19 protein-coding genes and 1 other annotated feature are annotated in these 21,161 nt (G+C 29.3%); of the genes, 7 read left to right on the top strand and 12 right to left on the bottom strand.

Annotated elements, in window-relative coordinates; translation table 11 throughout:
• Nucleotide 1: 1 nt before the first annotated feature.
• The 3 genes from rnmV to B3086_RS13335 all read right to left on the bottom strand — a co-directional run bounded on the left by rnmV (nucleotide 2) and on the right by B3086_RS13335 (nucleotide 2,922).
• Complete coding sequence (gene rnmV / locus B3086_RS13345) at nucleotides 2-544, bottom strand: ribonuclease M5 (protein ID WP_035130849.1); 543 nt, start codon at nucleotides 542-544, stop codon at nucleotides 2-4.
• Between the two features lie 267 nt (nucleotides 545-811).
• Nucleotides 812-1,837, bottom strand: coding sequence for a 3D domain-containing protein (locus B3086_RS13340; RefSeq protein WP_346879783.1), 1,026 nt, complete (start codon nucleotides 1,835-1,837; stop codon nucleotides 812-814).
• A 320-nt stretch (nucleotides 1,838-2,157) separates the two neighbouring features.
• On the bottom strand, nucleotides 2,158-2,922 hold the full coding sequence (locus B3086_RS13335; RefSeq protein WP_346877498.1) for a TatD family hydrolase: 765 nt from the start codon (nucleotides 2,920-2,922) through the stop codon (nucleotides 2,158-2,160).
• A 414-nt stretch (nucleotides 2,923-3,336) separates the two neighbouring features.
• On the opposite strand from B3086_RS13335, the gene B3086_RS13330 reads away from it, so the two are divergent.
• Nucleotides 3,337-4,104 (top strand): histidinol phosphate phosphatase, encoded by a 768-nt coding sequence (locus tag B3086_RS13330; protein ID WP_346879784.1) that lies wholly within the window; start codon nucleotides 3,337-3,339, stop codon nucleotides 4,102-4,104.
• A gap of 20 nt (nucleotides 4,105-4,124) precedes the next feature.
• Here the strand turns inward: B3086_RS13330 and B3086_RS13325 are convergent, their stop codons facing one another.
• Both B3086_RS13325 and metG read right to left on the bottom strand, forming a co-directional pair.
• Complete coding sequence (locus tag B3086_RS13325; protein ID WP_346846945.1) at nucleotides 4,125-4,373, bottom strand: TIGR04076 family protein; 249 nt, start codon at nucleotides 4,371-4,373, stop codon at nucleotides 4,125-4,127.
• A gap of 76 nt (nucleotides 4,374-4,449) precedes the next feature.
• Nucleotides 4,450-6,384, bottom strand: coding sequence for a methionine--tRNA ligase (gene metG, locus B3086_RS13320; protein WP_346879785.1), 1,935 nt, complete (start codon nucleotides 6,382-6,384; stop codon nucleotides 4,450-4,452).
• An 84-nt stretch (nucleotides 6,385-6,468) separates the two neighbouring features.
• Nucleotides 6,469-6,717: a binding site (T-box leader), on the bottom strand.
• 411 nt (nucleotides 6,718-7,128) lie between these two features.
• Between metG and B3086_RS13315 the strand changes: the two genes are divergently transcribed.
• Nucleotides 7,129-8,514 (top strand): MATE family efflux transporter, encoded by a 1,386-nt coding sequence (locus tag B3086_RS13315; RefSeq protein ID WP_346846943.1) that lies wholly within the window; start codon nucleotides 7,129-7,131, stop codon nucleotides 8,512-8,514.
• A 320-nt stretch (nucleotides 8,515-8,834) separates the two neighbouring features.
• On the opposite strand, the gene B3086_RS13310 is transcribed toward B3086_RS13315, so the two are convergent.
• Nucleotides 8,835-9,368 carry a spore maturation protein gene (locus tag B3086_RS13310; RefSeq protein WP_346893629.1) on the bottom strand — a complete coding sequence of 178 codons (534 nt, stop codon included), beginning with the start codon at nucleotides 9,366-9,368 and terminating at the stop codon, nucleotides 8,835-8,837.
• A 14-nt stretch (nucleotides 9,369-9,382) separates the two neighbouring features.
• Nucleotides 9,383-9,958: a nucleoside recognition domain-containing protein gene (locus tag B3086_RS13305; protein WP_346846941.1), complete on the bottom strand. Its 576-nt coding sequence runs from the start codon at nucleotides 9,956-9,958 to the stop codon at nucleotides 9,383-9,385.
• Nucleotides 9,959-10,138: 180 nt separating this feature from the next.
• Here B3086_RS13305 and B3086_RS13300 point away from each other — a divergent pair, with 180 nt between their 5' ends.
• Both B3086_RS13300 and B3086_RS13295 read left to right on the top strand, forming a co-directional pair.
• Nucleotides 10,139-10,342 (top strand): hypothetical protein, encoded by a 204-nt coding sequence (locus tag B3086_RS13300; protein WP_035130841.1) that lies wholly within the window; start codon nucleotides 10,139-10,141, stop codon nucleotides 10,340-10,342.
• 78 nt (nucleotides 10,343-10,420) lie between these two features.
• Complete coding sequence (locus tag B3086_RS13295; RefSeq protein WP_035130839.1) at nucleotides 10,421-10,606, top strand: hypothetical protein; 186 nt, start codon at nucleotides 10,421-10,423, stop codon at nucleotides 10,604-10,606.
• Nucleotides 10,607-10,704: 98 nt separating this feature from the next.
• On the opposite strand, the gene B3086_RS13290 is transcribed toward B3086_RS13295, so the two are convergent.
• Both B3086_RS13290 and B3086_RS13285 read right to left on the bottom strand, forming a co-directional pair.
• The gene (locus B3086_RS13290) at nucleotides 10,705-12,198 is read right to left on the bottom strand and encodes a leucyl aminopeptidase (protein ID WP_346879786.1); all 1,494 of its coding nucleotides are present in this window, start codon (nucleotides 12,196-12,198) and stop codon (nucleotides 10,705-10,707) included.
• An 86-nt stretch (nucleotides 12,199-12,284) separates the two neighbouring features.
• On the bottom strand, nucleotides 12,285-13,160 hold the full coding sequence (locus B3086_RS13285; RefSeq protein ID WP_346846939.1) for a YitT family protein: 876 nt from the start codon (nucleotides 13,158-13,160) through the stop codon (nucleotides 12,285-12,287).
• Nucleotides 13,161-13,360: 200 nt separating this feature from the next.
• Here B3086_RS13285 and cls point away from each other — a divergent pair, with 200 nt between their 5' ends.
• Nucleotides 13,361-14,815 (top strand): cardiolipin synthase, encoded by a 1,455-nt coding sequence (gene cls, locus B3086_RS13280; RefSeq protein ID WP_346846938.1) that lies wholly within the window; start codon nucleotides 13,361-13,363, stop codon nucleotides 14,813-14,815.
• Nucleotides 14,816-14,936: 121 nt separating this feature from the next.
• Here the strand turns inward: cls and B3086_RS13275 are convergent, their stop codons facing one another.
• Together B3086_RS13275 and B3086_RS13270 are read right to left on the bottom strand one after the other, a co-directional pair.
• On the bottom strand, nucleotides 14,937-16,502 hold the full coding sequence (locus B3086_RS13275; RefSeq protein ID WP_346846937.1) for a hypothetical protein: 1,566 nt from the start codon (nucleotides 16,500-16,502) through the stop codon (nucleotides 14,937-14,939).
• A gap of 115 nt (nucleotides 16,503-16,617) precedes the next feature.
• The gene (locus B3086_RS13270; RefSeq protein ID WP_346879787.1) at nucleotides 16,618-18,177 is read right to left on the bottom strand and encodes a hypothetical protein; all 1,560 of its coding nucleotides are present in this window, start codon (nucleotides 18,175-18,177) and stop codon (nucleotides 16,618-16,620) included.
• 215 nt (nucleotides 18,178-18,392) lie between these two features.
• On the opposite strand from B3086_RS13270, the gene B3086_RS13265 reads away from it, so the two are divergent.
• Nucleotides 18,393-18,980, top strand: coding sequence for a hypothetical protein (locus tag B3086_RS13265; RefSeq protein WP_346893627.1), 588 nt, complete (start codon nucleotides 18,393-18,395; stop codon nucleotides 18,978-18,980).
• Nucleotides 18,981-19,043: 63 nt separating this feature from the next.
• Here B3086_RS13265 and B3086_RS13260 read toward each other — a convergent pair whose 3' ends face one another.
• The gene (locus B3086_RS13260) at nucleotides 19,044-20,219 is read right to left on the bottom strand and encodes an N-acetylglucosaminidase (RefSeq protein WP_346846934.1); all 1,176 of its coding nucleotides are present in this window, start codon (nucleotides 20,217-20,219) and stop codon (nucleotides 19,044-19,046) included.
• Between the two features lie 169 nt (nucleotides 20,220-20,388).
• Here B3086_RS13260 and rluF point away from each other — a divergent pair, with 169 nt between their 5' ends.
• The gene (rluF, locus tag B3086_RS13255; protein ID WP_346846933.1) at nucleotides 20,389-21,114 is read left to right on the top strand and encodes a 23S rRNA pseudouridine(2604) synthase RluF; all 726 of its coding nucleotides are present in this window, start codon (nucleotides 20,389-20,391) and stop codon (nucleotides 21,112-21,114) included.
• Nucleotides 21,115-21,161: the final 47 nt, after the last annotated feature.

Below are 21,161 nucleotides of genomic sequence, written 5' to 3'. Positions count from 1 at the left end.
ACTAAATCTCCTTATCTACCTTCTTCATAGCTTCTACAAACTCATCCTTAGATATACCATAATTATTTAATCTAGTTAATAGCTGATTTGTATTACTATACCCTATTCCTAATTCTCTTCCAATAGCATCTCTTCTTTTTTTAGCATCTTTATCTGCTGTTAATCTAAAATAGTGCATATCTTGTATAGTAAACTCATGTCTAGGCTCTTTTAATTCACACTTTGCTCCATTTAAAGCCTTGATAATAGTTTCTGGTGAAGCATTTTCAACTCCTATATTATCACCTTTTCTTCCTTCACTTTGAGTTATATAAGCATGCTTAATATTAGGGACTCTTTTAGCTATAATTCTTCTTATTTTTTCTCCAGCAAAATCAGGGTCTGTTAAAACTATTACCCCTTGTCTCTTATTAGCCTCTTTTATTCTTTCAATAACTTTACTATTTATACCAAATCCACTAACTGATATTACTTCAGCATCAACAGCTCTTTTTACAGCTGTCACATCATCTCGTCCCTCTACCACTATTACTTCCTTAATCATAAAAGCCTCCGTCCTGCATTATGCTATATAAAATATTATGTAACCTTTATATAAAAATTATCCTATGACTACCTGCTCTAACCCCCCCCATCTTCTTCAAAGTGGGAGTAAAGAGCAGCTACGTCCCTGGATAACGATTTCTAAAGCTTCGAAGAAGCTAAGAACTCTGTTTATATATTTCTTTGTATTTTAAAATTTCTCAATGTAATTATATCATAGCATATTTAATTTTAGGCATCTGAAATAAAAAAATAGGAGCCTATGCTCCTATTTTAAAATATAAACGTTAACCTGTCTTCTTCCCCAGTTAACAGCTTCATCATAGCTATTAACATACACATCAACCTTATTACCTACTATGGCTCCCCCTGTATCTTCTGCAATGGCAAGTCCATATCCTTCGATATAAAGTTTTGTTCCTAATGGAATTACTCTTGGATCTACAGCTACAGTGCTGTATCCATTTGGATTACGTCTAACAGTTGTACCTGTTGCTGTTATAGTACCTGAATCTCCCCTATCGGAAGTATATGCAGTTGATACACAAGATATCATACTTGAATATGCAAAGTCTTTTGCATTGCCACCACGTGATGGTCTTACAACAGCTAAGGTTCCTATATCTATTATCTTATTTATAGGATTTTTACTAACAACCTCTTTTACAACTCTTCTATTAACCTCTTTACCATTTTCATACACAACCTCTGTTGTGATAGTTCTCTCACCCATAGAGCCTTTTTGAACTTCTTTTTCTACTCCTTGGTTAAGTTCAGAGTTTTTTCTTGTTTCAGTTTCAAAAGCTATTGGTTGAACTTCTTTTAAAAGCTCCTTCTTTACTCTTGTAACCTCAACAGTCATACCTGCTTGTAGATTTTCATCCATAGACGGAACTATCTTGTCCTCTTGACTTATTTTAATATTCTCAGCTTCTAACATATCTTCTACTGTTTTCTCTGCTGATGCTATTGATAAGTTTTTTCCGTCTACCATTACTTCTACATCTACTGCCTTATTAATATAAATTATGTCACCATCATTAACTTCGCTGTCTAGTTCCACAGAAATTTTATCCTTCTGAGCAACTGTTATGCCGTTGTTCTCTAGTATAGTATTTAAATTTTTTGATAATGTAGTTATTTCTACTTTTTGACCATCAACTACTACTTCAACGGTATTCCTTAACCCCCAAATAGTAACTGCGGCACTTAATAGAATTAATACAACAACGAACACCGTCTTTGGCCAAATTGAAAAATTGCTTTTCAATTTATCTTTGAATTTAATCATCATAAAGATTACCTCCCTCAGACAAGAGTACTTTGCTATTATATATTAGATACCATAGTTATGTCAAATTTAGCACTCTAATCATTGAATTGACTGAACTTAATGCATACTATGCATAATAAAATAATAATTAAAATAATAGCTTTTCTGTGTTTTAGTTTCAGTCTTTCCGGGGTGATAAGTACAGGTTTATACTATACATATGCAAAAATAAGTTCATTTATTCTTTATATACATTTGACTTAAAAACTAATGAAATTTATATCTATAATTTAATATATCTAAAACTACACTTTCAAATTTATATTTCAAATTATACCTCACTAATTTAAATTAAACAAGCTTTTTGTGTTAAATATTGTAATTTCTTCAATTTGTTTTCTGCTTGTACCTTTAATGTTAGCTATTTCTTCTATGATAAACTTTATATAATTTGATTGATTTCTCTTTCCTCTATTTGGTGTTGGTGCCATATATGGACAATCAGTTTCTACCAATAACCTATCTAGGGGTAATTCCTTTACCACTTCTTTTATAACCTTAGAATTTTTAAAAGTAACTACTCCAGTAACCCCTATATAATATCCTAATTTTAAACATTCTTTAGAGAATTCTACACTTCCTGAAAAGCAGTGAACTACACCTATTACATCAGGAAATTCCTTTAATATTTCTAGGGTATCTCCATGGGCATCTCTATCATGAATTATAACAGGCAAATTAAATTCTTTAGCTATAGCCATTTGCTCTCTAAAAACTTTCTTTTGTACTTCTCTTGAAGGGTTTTCTTCCCAATAGTAGTCTAATCCTATTTCTCCTATTGCAACTATCTTCTTGTCCTTAGCCAAGCTACGTATTCTCTCTTTAACTTCATCCCTAAATTCATCAGCATTCTCTGGGTGAATTCCTGCAGCGGCATAAATGAAATCATAATCTTCAGCTAGCTTTACAGACATTTCAAGACCTTTCAAGCTAGAACCACAATTTATTACGCCTATAACCTCTTTATCTTTTATCTCTTTTAAAATAACATCTCTGTCATCATCAAATTGTTCATCATCATAATGAGCATGTGAATCAAATATCATATTATCCCCGCTTTCATAAGTTAAATTTTTATCGATTCCATCTTTATCATTTAATTTATCATATATGGTAAATTAATCTTTGTCCATAGCTAAAATTCACTAATAAACAGAGTTCTTTACTTCAGAGGGAGTTTTTTACTCCCTTTGAAGGTTACTAATAGAATTCTAAGTATCAATTTATTTGATACTTAGAATTCGTTGTCCTTTAGGGGAAATCGTTATCCAGGGACGTAGCAGCTCTTTATTCTCTCTTCAAAAAAGATGAGAGTATTAGAACTGGTAGTCATCGGATAAATATAAAAGCTAGTAAGGTATTTAGATTTTATCCAACATATGTAAATTTATTCATGATACCAAAGGAGTAAATTTCATACTGTGTTATAATTATATAGTAATATTTAAGGGGGTAATCTTATGATTTTTGATAGCCACATACATACTTGTTTTTCTACTGATTCTAACATGAAGCTAACTGATGCTATTAATACAGCAGGTAAACACAACATAGGTTTAGTTATTACAGACCATATGGATTTAAATTATCCTAAGGAAGCTGGATTTCGTTTTAATGTAGATGATTATTTTGAAAAATACGGAGAATACAGAAGTAATAATCTATTATTAGGTATAGAAGTTGGAATGTCTCTAGATTATAAAGAAGATAATGAAAAGCTTATAAATTCCTATGGCTTTGATCAGGTTATAGGTTCTCAGCATACAATAAGCAATATTGATATTGGATACTGGGATATTTATGAAGGCTTATCCTATAGAGAAGTTCTAATTAAGTACTTTCAAGAAATTTGTGACTGTATAAAAACTCATCCTTACATAGATACTTTAGGTCATATAGATTATATATCCAGATACGCACCTGTAAGTGATAGTGAGATTTACTATGATAAATATAATGATTTAATAGATAGTGTTATAAAAACTTGTATTGATACTAATACTGCTATGGAAATAAATACTCGTAGAATAAAAAGCAATGTAACCTTTGATAATCTAAAAAAAATCTATAGTAGATATAAAGAATTAGGAGGAAAGTATATAACTATTGGTTCTGATTCCCACACCCCTTCTGCTATTAATAACAATTTTAAAGAAGCTCTTTTATTATGCCATCTATGTAATGTTAAACCAATATATTTCAAAAATAGAAAGCCTGAATTTTTCTAAATACTCAGGCCTCTATTTTTTTATTCTATAACTTCTCCCTTAACTTTCACCCTTCCTCCATCTGGACATGAAAGCTGAAACATCTTTCTACGTTCATCTCCAAAATCTAAATCTCCTCCATTAAGTAAAGTATATACACTTGGATAAATATTTTGCCACAATTCATGACAAATAGGAGGACAAATATCTTCCACTTCATATATGTCTCCTTTTTTATGATATCCACACCTACACTTACTTTCTAAAACAGTTATTCTTACCTTTCCCATATAATTCCCCCAATGATTTATTTACCTTTAATTATATAATAAAAAAAGCTACATCCAAAGGATGTAACTTTTTTTATTATCGTACTATTGAACCTGATTCAATGTCACCTGGATCTACTACACATAATTTTGAATCATCATCTGTAGCTGCAGAAAGAATCATACCTTGAGATATTTCACCTCTTAAAGTTACAGGTTTAAGGTTAGCAACTAAGACTACGTTCTTTCCAATTAACTCTTCTGGCTTGCAGTGCATTGCAATACCTGATATAACTTGACGAATCTCTCCACCCATATCTACCTTAAATTTCAAAAGTTTTTTAGCTTTCTTAACTGGCTCACATTCTAAAACTTTAACTACTCTAAGGTCAATTTTTTCAAAATCATCTATAGTTATTTCTTCCTTTATTGGAGTTATTTCTCTTTTTTGTGCAGCTTTTTTAGCTGCTTCAGCGATTTCTTCAAGTTCTTTTATTTTAGCTTCCACATCTATTCTTGGGAATATTACAGCGCCCTTATTAACATTAGTTCCTGCAACAGTACCATCAAAAGAAGTCAAACTTTCCCATGTAAAATTAGAAATATTTAATTGCTCATTTATTTTGGCACTTGTTGTTGGTAAAAATGCTGAAGTTAAAGAAGATATTATTCTTAAACTTTCACATAAGTTATAAAGAACTGTAGCAAGTCTTCCTTTTAAGTTTTCATCCTTACCTAATATCCAAGGAGTTGTCTCATCGATGTACTTATTGGTTCTTCTAATTAATGTCCATATAAGATCTAGTGCATCAGAAACTCTTAAATGCTCTATTTCAGCTTCAACCTTCTTAGGTACTTCTAATGCAACGGAAATTAACGCTTCATCGATAGCCTCCTTAACATCTGGAGCTGGAATTACTCCTCCAAAGTATTTCTCTACCATAGTTACAGTTCTTGAAACTAAATTTCCAAGGTCATTAGCTAAATCTGAATTAGTTTTCTTTATGAATATTTCATTATTGAAAAGTCCGTCAGAACCAAAAGGTATTTCATGTAGTAGGTAATATCTTACAGCATCTACTCCAAAGTGATCTACAAGTATCACTGGATCTACTACATTTCCTTTAGATTTAGACATTTTACCACCATCAACTAAAAGCCATCCATGACCAAATATTTGTTTTGGCAACTCTAATCCTAATGCCATTAACATAATTGGCCAATATATAGTATGGAATCTTAATATATCTTTTCCTATTAAGTGTACATCTGCTGGCCAGAACTTCTTATAAAGCTCCGTGTTTTCTTGGTTATAACCTAATGCAGTTATATAGTTTGAAAGAGCATCTATCCAAACATAAATTACATGACCATTATCAAACTCAACCGGTATTCCCCAATCAAAAGATGTTCTTGATACACATAAATCTTGTAATCCTGGTTTTAAGAAGTTATTTACCATTTCATTTTTTCTTGATTCTGGTTGTATAAAGTCTGGATGAGATTCTATATACTCTAAAAGTCTATCTGCATATTTAGACATTTTGAAGAAATATGCTTCTTCTTTTGCCTTTTCTACTGGTCTACCACAATCTGGGCATTTTCCATCTACTGCTTGAGTCTCTGTCCAGAAAGCTTCACAAGGTGTACAATACCAACCTTCATAAGAGCCTTTATATATATCTCCTTGTTCATATAGCTGATTGAATATTTTTTGTACAGAGCTTTTATGATAATCATCAGTAGTTCTAATAAATTTATCATAACTAATGTCCATAAGCTTCCAAAGATCTTTAATTCCAGATACTATTTCATCTATGTATTCTATTGGTTTAACGCCCTTGTCTTCAGCTATTCTTTGAAGCTTTTGACCATGTTCATCTGTTCCTGTTAAAAACATTACTTCATGACCTGTAAATCTTTTAAATCTCGCTATAGCATCAGCTGCCACAGTTGTATAAGTATTTCCTATATGAAGATTAGCTGATGGATAGTATATTGGTGTAGTAATATAAAATGGTTTCTTTGTCATATTTCTTCCTCCTAAAATTATTGTATTTTTATTATATCTTTTGGCTTTAAGTCTAAAAAAAATCTCTATGCAGAAATATTTCTACATAGAGACGTTATATACGTGTTACCACTCTAATTCATATCTACTTCACAGTAGACACCTCAATAAGTAACTTAGCCTTAGCCTTTATTACTTTGTCCTATAAGGGGGACTTCCCTATTTTCCTTGGTGACTACACTTCAGAAAATCTGCTCCAAGACCATGTTCCTAAACTTCTTTTTCGCTAGTTTTCACCTATTCTAGCTCTCTTTAGAAAATTTCATTTAGTACTCTTCTTTTCTTCGCATTAAATATCAATATTAATTAATATGATAATACTATAATTATTTTATGTCAACGGTATAATTAATATATTATGTTTATTAATATATTATTAAATAGTAGCAATATAATTATTCATAACTTCCCTTTAGATATATGTTTAATCACACCTTCAAAGGGTAGAATAGCCCTGAAACCCGCATGAGCACAACAAATAGTTAACTATTTAACTAGCCTTATAGTTTTATATACAGTTATTTATATAGGTATATATTTATATAGTAATTTATTCACTTTTATGAATTTTTATACTTTATTTATTTTTATTTGTATTACATCTATTTTTTTTTGGAAATATGAATTATCATTATATATGTGCCATAATTTTCTTACATTATTATTAGGCAATTAAAAGGGTATTTTTTAAAAGGAGGTAGTTATATGGAATTATTAAAAAAGAACCTTTATTTAAATAAATCTACAGTAAAGGATGTACTTAAACTATCCTTACCAGCTGTAATAGAAATGTTATTATATACAATGATATGGACTGTTGATACTATGCTTATAGGTCAATATGGAGGGGATATTGCTGTTAGTACTGTAGGAATGTCTAGTGAAGTTATTTATACCTTTACTAATATTCTAGTTGCTCAAAGCTTATCTGTTGGAATCACTTCAATTGTAGCAAGAAGATACGGTGCTAAAGAATTAGATAAGGCTAATGAATATGCAACCTTAGGATTTTCTTTAGGATTCCTAGTAAGTATGGCTACTACACTATTTATATTCTTATTTAGTAAAAAATTGTTAGTTCTAGCTGGTGCTGAGCCAAGCATAATAGGATTAGGTACAACTTATATAAACATTGTATGTATTGGCTTGCCCTTTAATATGTTATCTAGTATGTTAAATGCTGTTAATAGATCCTATGGAAATACTAAAACTCCAATGATTGTTTCTATTGTTATGCTTGTAGTTAACCTTTCATTAGATACTATATTAATATTTGGTTTACTTGGTTTTCCAGAACTTGGAGTTAAGGGTGCCGCTATTGCTACAACTATAGCTAATATATCAGGATTTATTTATTCAGCTATATATACCTATAAAAAATCCCTAATAAAAATTGAATTTAAGTACTTAAAGAAATTCAGCGGTGCTAGAATAAAAAATATTACTTCTTTATCTGTACCTGCTGGAATGCAAGAAGCTGCCTATAGTTTAGCTAGACTTTTTACAAGTATGATGATTATGCATCTTGGTACCATCGCCTTTGCTGCTAACCAAATCACTTTAACCTTAGAATCTATTTCTTTTATGCCTGGGTGGGGATTTGCCGTTGCTGCTACAACTCTAGTTGGAAATAAAGTTGGTGAAGGCGACTATAAAAAAGCTAGAGAGTATGGTCGTACTGCTATGATTTTAGGAATAGGTGTAATGTGCATATTTACATTACTATTCTTAATATTCCCAGCACAACTTATTAAAATGTTTATAGATAGTAGTAATACAGAAGTTATTTCTCTTGGAGCAGCTTGTTTAATGATAGCTGCTGCAGAACAGCCTGCCATGGCACTATCGATGATTGTAGGTGGAATTTTCAAAGGTTATGGTGATACTAAAACTCCATTTATTATAGCCTTCGTAACCTCTTGGTTTATAAGACTTCCACTAGTATTTATATTCATTTATTTACTAGGCACATCAATAACTGTGTTCTGGATTATATGTTTTGTTCAATGGTCTGTAGATGGACTTCTTCTTTATATATTCTATGTGAAGAAACTGAAGCCTATCAATAGTCATATAACAAAGCTAGACTAAAATATTGATAGCTATATATTAAAAACTGCCTAATAAAGTATGCTAATGCTCTTTATTAGGCAGTTTCATTTACTATTACTTTCTTAAGTAATCTCTTATATAATTTAATTCCTCTCTAGTGTAAAATTCTTTTTATTGTTGCAACTACAGCTCCTATTATAAAAAACAAGATAAGAAGATAAAAAAAATTCTCCATAAAAACATCCATAACTTTTTCTCCCATCTAGAATCTACTTATATATCATACTTTACAAAATATGTTATATATAGGCAAATTCTATACTTTTAATTAAACTCCTCCCCTGTATTAACAAATTTCTTTATCTCATTAACATTACTGCTAAATTAACTGCTAAGAGTACAGCACATAAATCAACTATTAGAGCTACCCATAAACTGTGTCTTACCTTCTTTATACCAACAGCTCCAAAATACACAGCAATAGTATAAAATATAGTTTCTGTACCACCCATTATTATAGATGATAGAAATCCTAAGAAAGAATCTGGTCCATAGCTTTTTACTATATCTGTGAAAACCCCAATTGCTCCACTACCTGATAGTGGTTTTATAAATATTAACGGAACGATTTCTGGAGGTATACCTACCACGTTAACAGCTGGCTTTATTAAGTTTATAACATAATCCATAGCCCCTGAAGCCCTAAAGCAATTTACTGCTATAAGCATAGCTAAAAGATAAGGGAAAATCCTTACACATACATTTATACCTTCCTTAGATCCTTCTACAAAACATTCATATACTTTTACCTTAGCAATAATGCCATATAGTACTACAGCACCTATAATTATTGGAATTATTCCCTTTAAAAAATAATCAAATATATTTCCCACGGCATTTTCCTCCTTTAAAAGTATCTTTGTAAAAACTTACATAAAATAATTCCAAGTATAGATGCAAAGGTTGTAGTACATAGTGCTGGTAGAATTATTGAACCTGGATTTCCAGAATTAAATGCAGCTCTAATAGAAACAACTGTAGTTGGCACAAATTGAATACAGGCTGCATTTAAAACTAGAAATAGTACCATATCGTTGCTTGCCACATCTTTATGCCCATTTATTCTATCCATTTCCTCCATAGCTCTTATACCAAAAGGAGTTGCTGCATTAGATAATCCAAACATATTAGCTGTAAGATTCATAACTATAGCTCCTAAAGCCTTATCATCTTTTCCTGCTTCTTTAAAGATTATTCTAAGTATAGGTTTTAATAATCTGGCTAATTTGTCTGTAAGGCCACTTCTCTCCGCAATTTTCATCACCCCACACCAAAGACACATCATTCCTAATAGCTCTATAATAAGCTTAACTGTATCTGATGTAGTTGATACTATGGTTTTAGATAAGAGCTCTCCATCTCCTGTAAGTACGCCAAAAGCTATACCTATAAATAAAATTCCGAACCATATTACATTTATCATACAAACTCTCCTATATCTTTAATAAATTAATATATATTTATATGTAATGTATATGTTCTTCCTTTAAACAATATTTAGCTTTTTTATTATATAGAAAATTCTATCCTCTATTTTATCATGCATAAAAACTGTCAATTTAGGAAAAACTATTAAAAATCATACTAGGAGGTATATTATGTTATGGATTTAAACGAAATAATAGAAATGAAAAATCAAAACCCTGGAGCTACTGGTTATTATAACAATAGAGAGTTATTCATTAGAAAAGTTTATGATAATTCTGGTCTTGTAGAAGTTGTTGATTTAGTTAATGGAGAAGTATACTCCCTTCATAGTAGCAAAATTGATAAGTCTTATACTAACTCCTATAATTCATTTCAATAAATTTATAGTTGAATTTAAATCTTCTCAATGATAACATTTAATGTATAGATTAAATAAAACAACTAAAGGAGATTTTTTATGAATGAAACTAATTTAAAGCAAGCGCAAAAAGAGATTGATGAAGCACTTTCTACTATTGAAAAACTAGAAGAAAATATTAAATTTAATTCTGTATCTGAGGATATGATAAAAGAAAACTTTATTTCTCTTGCTAAGAAAGTTCAAGAAATTGAATCTGTTCTTAAAAATGAAGGTATCTTATAATTAAATATTTACATAATGAAAGAGTATAACTTTATAAATTCAAAGTTATACTCTTTTATCATTAAAAAACCTGTGTTTCCACAGGTTTTTTATGTTTATTAATATTTTTTAGCAATTTCATATAATAATCTTGACCCTACTCCTGTTGCACCCTTTGAGAAATATTCTCTATTTGGTGTCTGTGATGTGAAAGCTGTAGCTGCAATATCAAGGTGTAACCATGGCTTATCTTCTACAAATTCACCAATAAATAATCCTGCTGTAATTGCTCCTGCACCTACAGGGCCAGTTGAGTTAACTAAGTCTGCATTACCAGTTTTTATTTTTTCTTTATATTCATCAAAGGTTGGGAATCTCCAAACTCTTTCATCACAATGTAAAGAAGCTTCCTCTAAAAGTGAGTAGAATTCATCATCATTAGTTACAACTCCTGTAGCGGCACTTCCTATAGCACCACCTACAGCACCAGTAAGAGTAGCAATATCAACTACCTTAGTTACATTTTCTTTTCTTATTATATAAGTAACTGCATCTACTAAAGTTAATCTGCCTTCAGCATCTGTATTTATAATTTCTATGGTTTTACCATTCATAGTATTAATTATATCTCCAGGTCTATATGCATCTCCTGAAATTAAATTCTCACAAGCAGCCACTACAGCTACAATATTTTTCTTTAATCCCTTTCTTGCTATGGTAGACATGGCACCGATAACAGCACCTGCTCCCCCCATATCACTCTTCATAGTCCACATACTTCCTGCAGTTTTTAGGCAATATCCACCTGCATCAAAGGTTAATCCTTTACCTACAAGACCTAATATATTTTCTTTATTATCAGCATCACCCATGTATCTCATTACAATTAGCTTGGGTTCATTTGAAGAACCTTTACCAACGGATAAAAATGATTCCATACCAAAGTTTTTAATTTCTTCTTTATTATATACTTCAACTTGGAATCCATGATCAAGGCCTAACTGCTGAACTTTTTTAGATAATGCCTCTGGAGTTAAAATATTTGCAGGCTCATTTACAAGTTCTCTTGAAATTAAATTTCCTTCTGCAAGTAGTCTTCCTTCTTCTACAGCTTCATTTAATTTAGCTAAATCTTGGTCCTCATGAAATATAATTCTTACTTCTTCTAATAGTACTTCTTTTTTATCACTTTTATATTTATCAAAATTATAAGTAGTCATTATAAGGGATTCAGTAATAGCTTTAACTTTTTCATAATTACAACAACAATCCATAGATTTCACATGTAAATCTAGAGTTTTTATTTTTTGTTTAATTACTTCCTTGATTAACTTAGAAGTATTATTTCTAACATTATCTACTTTACACTTAGATTTTTCACCAAGACCTACAAGTATAGTTTTTTGTATAGACCCATCTTCTATATTAGTTAATGTATATAAATCTCCTTTTTTGCCAGCGAACTCTTTACTTTCACTTAAGCAACTAAGGATATTATCTAATTTGTCACATGAAAATCCTTGTTGTAGTTCCATATAACTTTCAAATAAAAATATACCTTTGGAATTGTTATGTGATTGAACATTTTTTAAGTTCTCCACTTTTATATTCATATTAATCACCTATCCTTTCAAAATTGAATATACATCTTATACTTAAATAGTTTCTATACTTATTTTCTAAATCCTTCTATAATGTTCTATTTTTCTTCTTTGTATCCATCATACTGTGGTTGAGTAAATCCTCTTCCTACTACTTCTCTTACATCATTTATTATTATAAAAGCTTCAGTGTCTACTTCTTTTACAATTCTTTGAAGCTCAATTAATTCTTCTGTAGAGCATACAATATACAATATATCTTTACTTTTTCCAGTATATACACCCTTGCCATTTATACTTGTTATTCCTCTATTTAAGTGCTTCATTAATTCTTGTGCTATTTCACCAGACTTTTCTGAGATTATATGTACTTCTTTAGAGTAATTTACACCCTCTACTAAGGTATTTACTACTTTAGAAACTATAAATATAGATATCAATGCATACATGGCTTTTTCTACGCCAAAAACAAATAAACCTACTACTATTATCATTCCATCTATGCACATCATTATTTGATTTATAGGTATTTTCTTCAAATAATGCTTTATAATTATTGCAAGTAAATCTGTACCTCCTGTTGATGCAGATGATCTTAATACTAATCCAACTCCAGCTCCTACAAAAAGGCCTCCAAATACACTTGATATTAATAAGTCAGATTGAACCGGCGGGATAAAACTAGTATACCAAAGGGCAACAGATACAAAAGCTGCTCCAAATATAGATTTTTTTGCAAAATCCATCCCTTTTATTTTTATTCCTACTATAAATAATGGTATATTTACAATTACATTAGTTAACCATAGTGGAATGCTAAATACATAATCTAATATAATAGCTAAACCTGATACTCCTCCGGTAACTAAATGTTGTGGTGAATAGTATACGTTTATTCCTATAGCCAGTATTGTTATACCAACCATTATCATTAGATAATTTTTAAGTTCACTTTTGTTAAAAAACTCCTTCATTTTGCCCTCCCGTTTATTTTATGTTATACTATATTATTTATGTTACACTAGTTTTATAGCATAGAATTATACATGTTGCAAACACTAATTTCAATTATACTTTTATTATTATAATAATTATATAGTTTTTATAGTTTTTTATATGTATTTTTTATATGTTATGCTAAAATTTAATTATTATATTATAATAAGGAGTTTTTATGGATAATTATACTGTTTTTTTAAATATTATAAACCTTATATTTGTTGTAAATATTGCTTTTGCTATAATTGTAATTATATTTGAAAAGAGAAATACTAGTAATACTTGGACATGGCTTATGATAATGTTGTTTATACCATTTATTGGTTTTATAATGTATTTATTCTTTGGTCAAAATCTTCGTCGCAAAAAATTCTTTGTTCTAAAAAAGGAAGAAGAATCTGTTCTTATGCAATTCTCTGAAGAGCAAAAGCGCCTTCTCAGCGACAAAGCTATAGTTAATAATAACTCTCTATTAAAAGAATATCATGATGTAATAAATTTAAATCTATATAGTGATAATTTTATTGTTACTAATAACAATAAAGTAGATATTCTTAATAATGGAAATGAAAAATTTCCTATCATGATAGATTGTATAAAGAATGCCAAAAATTTTATTCATATTCAGTACTATATCTTTAATGATGATAATCTAGGCACTGAAATACTTAATCTTTTAGTGAAGAAAGCAAAGGAAGGTATTGAAGTTAAACTTCTTTACGATGGTATGGGTTGCATTCATAATAAAAAGCATTTTTTTGATCCACTGGTAAAAGCCGGTGGAGAAGTGTATTGCTTTTTTCCACCTTTTATACCTTATATAAATGTGAGAATAAACTATAGAAATCATAGGAAAATCTGTGTTGTAGATGGAGAACATGGTTTTGTTGGAGGTTTAAACGTAGGAGATGAATATTTAGGCCTATCTAAGAAATTTGGCTTTTGGAGAGATACTCATCTTCATCTTCAAGGTGACTCTGTAAATTATCTAGAAGTCAGATTTTTGATGGATTGGCGTTTTGCGAGCAAAAAAGACTTTTTCATGGAAGAAAGGTATTTTCCTAGAAAACCATACATAGATAATACAGCTGTTCAAATAATTTCTAGCGGACCTGATTCTGAGTGGTGTAGTATAAGAAATACTTACCTTAAATTAATAAGCAAAGCTGAAAATTCCATTTATATTGAGACTCCATATTTTATTCCAGATGAAAGTATCTTAACAGCTCTTAAAATAGCATGCCTATCTGGTGTAGATGTTAAAATTATAATACCTTGTAAGCCAGATCATCCATTTATTTATTGGGCATCTAAGTCCTATATTTGGGAACTTGTAGAATGTGGTGCTAAATGCTACACCTATGACAATGGATTTATTCATAGCAAAATGGTATCAATAGATGGTAAAATGTGTACTATAGGAACTGCTAATATGGATATACGTAGTTTTAATCTAAATTTTGAAGTTAATGCCATAATATATGGTACAATAACTACTTCTGAGGTTGATAAAGCCTTTGAATCAGATATATTGCAAAGTACTTTACTCACTCCTGAACATTATTCTAATAGATCTCTAATAATTAAATTCAAGGAAGCTATATCTAGACTACTATCTCCTATTCTATAAACAGGATTTTAGCTATTCTATAGATCATTTTATTGAGTATAACAAAAGTACTGTGATTATTAAATAAACCGTCATATCTATAACTATTAGAAGTTTAAAATAGATATGACGGTTTAAATTTTTATATTATTAATGGAGCATATATCATCAAAGTTAATAATGCATCAATTAATAAACTTAAAACAAATTTTGATATAAATATTCCCTCAAATTCACTTGTATAAGTACAGTATCCATAACTATATGTTATAACTGCTATTAATATACATAAGACAATACCAACATAAATAGGGGCTATAGCCGGTGGTAACATATATACATATTTAACATAGAACATTTTTATTATAAAAAAGATCTTTGCACAAGTTGTTAATATAGCTACTATTATATATGCAATCTTCTTTTGCTTATTAGATAGCTTATAGTCTAGGAATGTAACTGCTCCACTTAAAACTAAACCTATTGCTATCCATGGGAATCCAACAATTATTATAGATACAAAGCTATTCATAAGTCCCTCAATAGTATAAGTAAGTGCACTTTTCTTCTCTGACTCTCTTGGTAAATTATTTATAGCCTTAAATCCTTCATCTGTTGATGCTATGACAACATCATATAAATCTTCATCTCTAAAACTTAAGTAACTAATATAATCCTCATTTACATAAGGATTAATGCATACTCCTCTTGTTCTTGTAACTGGCTCAACTTTATTTATCTTACCATCTTTTACAACAAAGGATGCTATTCCTCTTCTTTCCTCTTTCTTCCCATAAGAGTTATCTATTGTAGAAAAAAACTTCCCACCTTCTTCGTCAGAGTAAGTTCCTATAGCATTTATTAGTTCATTTGATTCATTAATTCTTGGTTTACTTTCCTTAACCTCACCTCCAGCTATAGGAAACTCGAATAACCTACAAGAGTGAAGTTCACCTTTAACATATTGCTCGAACATTGTATATCCATTTTCTCTATCTGAAGAACAGGACATATTCTTATAAGTAACTCTATTATTCTTAGCTATTTCTTCCACTAATATAGGTTCTGAAACCCTATCTTCATTAAATGTAATTGCTTTAATATATGAGTTGTCTTCCATGTAACATATTAGAAAACCGTCTTTATTCTTACTGGCTGAAATCATGTCTGTATTTTTTGCTGGAATAGATATCATTTTATCTTCTACTGTATTTATTATCTCAAGTTTATCTTTGTAAGCAACTACTATATTGTTATTATCTAATTGATAAGTACTATTTATTCCTTTAATATTCTCTCTACTAACCTCATTTAAATCTTTATCTATATATACCTTTAATAAGTATCCCTCACAATCTTCTATGGAGTTAAGCATTAGTATATACCCATCTACACTTTTAGCGAGTAATACATTGTTTATTAATTCTTCATTAACTTCATATTGTTTATTATTCAAAACTTCTCCTACAGTATTGGTTTCAACAATATTAAGATTTTTATTATTATCATATGCTACAAGTATTCTATTATCTTCTTTCAAAATTACTGGAGCATTTTTCGTTGTTGCAGTTGCTATCCTTACTTCCTTACTCCATGTTTTAGATGGTGGTTGTATTTCTAAATTATAGTTATTCTTATAGTTTCCAGTAAGTATTAATATACACGTCACAATAATAAGAAAAATTAAAAGCATTTTTTTCTTTTTCATTTATATATCTCCTTAAACTATTTATTATTATGCATATGTTTTATATAACTTTAAGAGATTATTTCAATTAATTATAAGAAATAATCTCTTTTTAAATTCTAATTAAACTTTATTATTATATTATAAGAGGTACAAATATCATTAATGTAAACAATGCATCAATTAACATGAATATACTAAACTTACCTAGAAATATGCTCTCAAAATCATCTGTATAGACCATATATCCATATCCATATACAACTAGTCCAATTAAGGAGTTTATCAATATGCCTACAAATGATGGAGCTAAAATAGTAGGTAACATATGTGAATATTGCACATAAAAAGCTTTATTTATAGTATATATTTTCATTACTACAACAATAGTAGCTAGTATGATATACATATACCTTTTCTTTTTATCATCAAATTTGTAATCCATAAAAGATACTGCTCCTGCTATAACTAAACCAGGAACTATCCATCTAAATCCTATTATTATAATATAAGATATACTATACATAAAACCTTCTACTAAATACCCAAGAGATCTCAATCTTTCATCTCTACGAGGTCCATTATTTGCATCCTTAAAATTCTCATTACTAGATGCTATATTAACACTATATAATCCATCCTTCTCAAAACTAAGAAATGCTATATATTCTTCATCATTATATGGATGAATACATAATTCTCTTAGTCTAGTTATCTTCTCTGAACTTGAAACTTCACCATTTTTTATTTCAAAAGAAACTATAGCTTTTTGAAATTCCTTTTTACCAAAAGGCACTCCCATGGTGGCATAAAATCTTGCACCATTTTCTGAATAGGCTCCTTTAGTATTTATAACGTAACTGGATTTATCAACCACAAGCTTACTAACCTGGCCCTCTCCTCCACTTATAGGAAACTCCATTACTTCTGTAGCAAAGTATTCATTTCTATCATATTTCTCAACAAGCAAATATCCATTTTTTGCATCTGAAGACAATGACATTGCTCCATAAGTAATTTTGTCAGTTTTAATCATCTCTTTGATAAGAAATGGCTTTGATACCTTTCCACCTTTAACTGTGAATCCTTTAAATAATTTCTCTTTTTCTAAGTAACATATCAAAAGTTCATCTTTACTTTTATTAGCAGTAAGCATACTTAAGTTTTCTACTGGCACTTCTATATTTTCATTTGATACTGTGTTTACTAACTTAATTTTATCTTTATAGGCTAAAACTATATTTTTACTATCAATTTGTTCAGTAAATGTGATTCCTTCTTCTATTTCTCTTTTTACCAAATTTAACTCTTCATCTAAAACTAACTTTTCTAAATAATCTATACTTAATTTATTAGAATTATAAATCAAAGTATATCCTTTATCAGTTTTGGTAAATATTAAATTCTTAAGTAGTTCTTCTTCTACAGCATATTCTTTAGTTTTAATTTCTTTCCCATTTAAATCTGTTTCACATACTTTAATCTTTTTAGTATCCCCATATGCTACTAATAAACGATTTTCTTCTTTTATGATTACTGGTGTATTCTTTCCTAACCCACTTCCAATTTTTACTTCTTTGCTCCATTTTTCTGACGGTGGCTGTTTCAATAAATTGTAGTTATTTAAATAATTACCAATTACAATTATTAAAAATCCCATTATTATACTTAATAATAATATCCTTTTTTTATTCATATTAACTCTCCCCCAAGGTCTTAATAATTCTCCTTTTTTATCTATTAGTATAAATTATACTCCCGGTATACTGAATATTCAAACACTTTTTGCAAATATTAGCTAATATAATATTTTTTTGTAATAAAATATTTTCTTATGATGATGATTACTTTTGCTTTTATATTTTAAAATTGTATTGTAAAATATACTTATGTTGTAAATAAATTTAATTAGTGAAAGGTATTTATATGCGAAAATCTGGTAAAGTAATTAATTTTGATGATGATAAAGTTTATATAGTAACAAATAATAAAGAATTTGTTACATTAGAGAGAAATGATAAAGCTCCTATTAAAGGTAATATTTATGATGGTACTGTATATGTAGATAGGTCAAATCTTATAAAAGTATTTATAATACTAATATCTATTTGTGCATTAGTATTAAGTTGTATTTATTTTATCTTCTTTTCACCTAGAGCTAATATAATCCTCTCTTTAGATTCCAATATCAAAATAGGTATAAATAGAAACAAGATAGTTAAAATTACAGATTCTAGTGGGTCTACTTTAGGATTGGAAAGTTTAAGTTCACTAAAAGGAAACGAACTAAATTTAGGCTTAAATCTTTTATTTGACTCAGCATTAAAAGAGGAATTAATCCCGAAGTGTGATGAATATTCACCTGGCAGTATATATATATATATAACTAAGGATAACAAAAGAGAGCCTCTTAATTTTGATAATTTTAAAAAATATGCTGGAAAATATAATTATAAAGTTATAATTAATAGAAATGATAATGATCTTAATATTGACTAATATATTGATTTTATAATTTTAAAACCCTAGTCAATTTATGACTAGGGTTTTATACTATACTTATTATTTATACACCGGTATTTCAAATTGTGGTTTAACATTAGAATGCTTGTCCATTATTAATTTAATATTAGTTACTTGTTTATATGACCATACAATATCTGTAGCGTATTGATGCCATGGACTACTGTAATTGTGAACATTCCATCTCATTTCATATATAGTATCTTGAGCTGGTCTAGGGTTCTTTGCATTTTTATCTGAATGTATATAATTTTCAGCAATCCATTTAATACCACCTTTAATAGCTGCTTCTGGTGAAGTCCACCCATTTTTATAGGCTGATTCTGCTCCAGAGCTTACTGGTGAATTATCAAAGGCACAAATTCCAAAGAAATTATAAACCTTAACGGTAGTTCCATCTTCTTTTTTATAGTCTACTCCTTTTGCCAAGGTAGATGTACCATTTCCAGTCTCTAATAGTGCATGTGCCACTGCATAGGCTTGATTTACATTATTGGTTTTACAAGCATCGTAAAATGCTTGTCCCATACTAGATAATGTACCTTTACCCACTAATACATTATTTAGCGTACTTACACTTATATCTTGTATGAAGTTTAGTTTCATAAACATATATATACCATTTTTATCATTTTTATATCTGCTTGGTTCTAAATACTGTGCTATATCTGTTTTTCTTGCATCTCCAGAATATAAAGCTCTAAATATTGGTGGTTTCTTATTATATTGGATATTTGCAAAATTATCTACTGTAGTTCCTACTGAATAAGTAGACATTGTACCTAATGTGGATACATTATGGTTTGATGGCACTGTAGAAAATTCCTTTACTGCAGGTAATTCAATATATTTTCCTTCACTATCATATAAGCCAGATTTTACAATTATACTATAGGTAGTGCTTGTACTATATCCTCCAGAAGGCGGTGTTATTTTTATAGCCTTGTTAGTTGCATTGTAGCTTAAACCTACCTTTAATTCACCACCATTAGGTGAAAAAACTTTTACATAAGTACTAAGGTTATTTATTAAGTTTGTATGTAGTCTATTACTAAGCTTTATTGTCCAAGTTTTATTTGTTGGTATATTTATTTGATGGTTTAAATCCTGTATATTTACTGCTGCAAAGGCACTACCAGTTAATGCCAATGGTGTCATACACATTATAATTACTATTAAAATACTAGAAATCTTCTTTACTACTTTATTATTCATAGTTCCCCCCATATCCTCTAAAATTTTATTTATATAATATCTATTATATTGTATAATACTAATAACATTGATATTATGCTATAATTATACAATAAATTTAAAGTGAATGTAAGTAATTATATAATAACTAACATTCATTAAGTCTTATGCTAGGTGGTGATATAACTATATGGATAATAAAAACTTACTTAGACTTAATAAGTACATAAGCGAAAGTGGAATTTGTTCCAGAAGAGAAGCAGATAAGTTTATTGAATCTGGTAAAGTATATGTAAATGGTATCTTAGCTACCCTTGGAACAAGAGTTAGTCCTACTGATACTGTAGTAGTTGATGGAAAAACTATTAAACCTAAGTCAAATAAAGTATATATAGCCCTTAATAAACCTGTAGGGATTACTTGCACAACAGAAACTCATGTTAAGGGAAATATAATTGACTTTGTTGACTATCACGAGAGAATATTCCCTATAGGACGTCTCGATAAACCCTCTGAGGGATTAATATTTTTAACTAATGATGGAGATATGGTAAATAAAATATTACGTGCAGGAAATAATCATGAAAAAGAATATGTAGTTTCCGTTGATAAACCTATTACAAAAGAATTTATTAATTCAATGGAAAATGGAATTCCTATACTTGGTACTGTGACAAAGCAATGCAAAGTTAGAAAAATTGGCAAATGTACTTTTAATATAATTTTAACCCAAGGTCTAAATAGACAAATTAGAAGAATGTGCGAATACTTAGGATTCAAAGTAACTAGTCTTAAACGTATTAGAATTATGAATGTGTCCTTAAGTAATCTTCCTACGGGGAAATGGCGTTATCTAAGCTCTGAAGAAATGTCCACAATCATTAATCTTACTAAAGATTCAATAGGTACTATTTAAATTGAAACTCAAATATAAGTAAAAAAATAAAAAAGAAGAAGATATTT

Origin of the sequence: Clostridium sp. UBA871, from assembly GCF_002295255.1 — a bacterium.
In the GTDB taxonomy this organism is placed as follows: Bacteria; Bacillota; Clostridia; order Clostridiales; family Clostridiaceae; genus Clostridium_J; species Clostridium_J sulfidigenes.
This window is presented reverse-complemented; position numbering and strand designations above follow the sequence as displayed.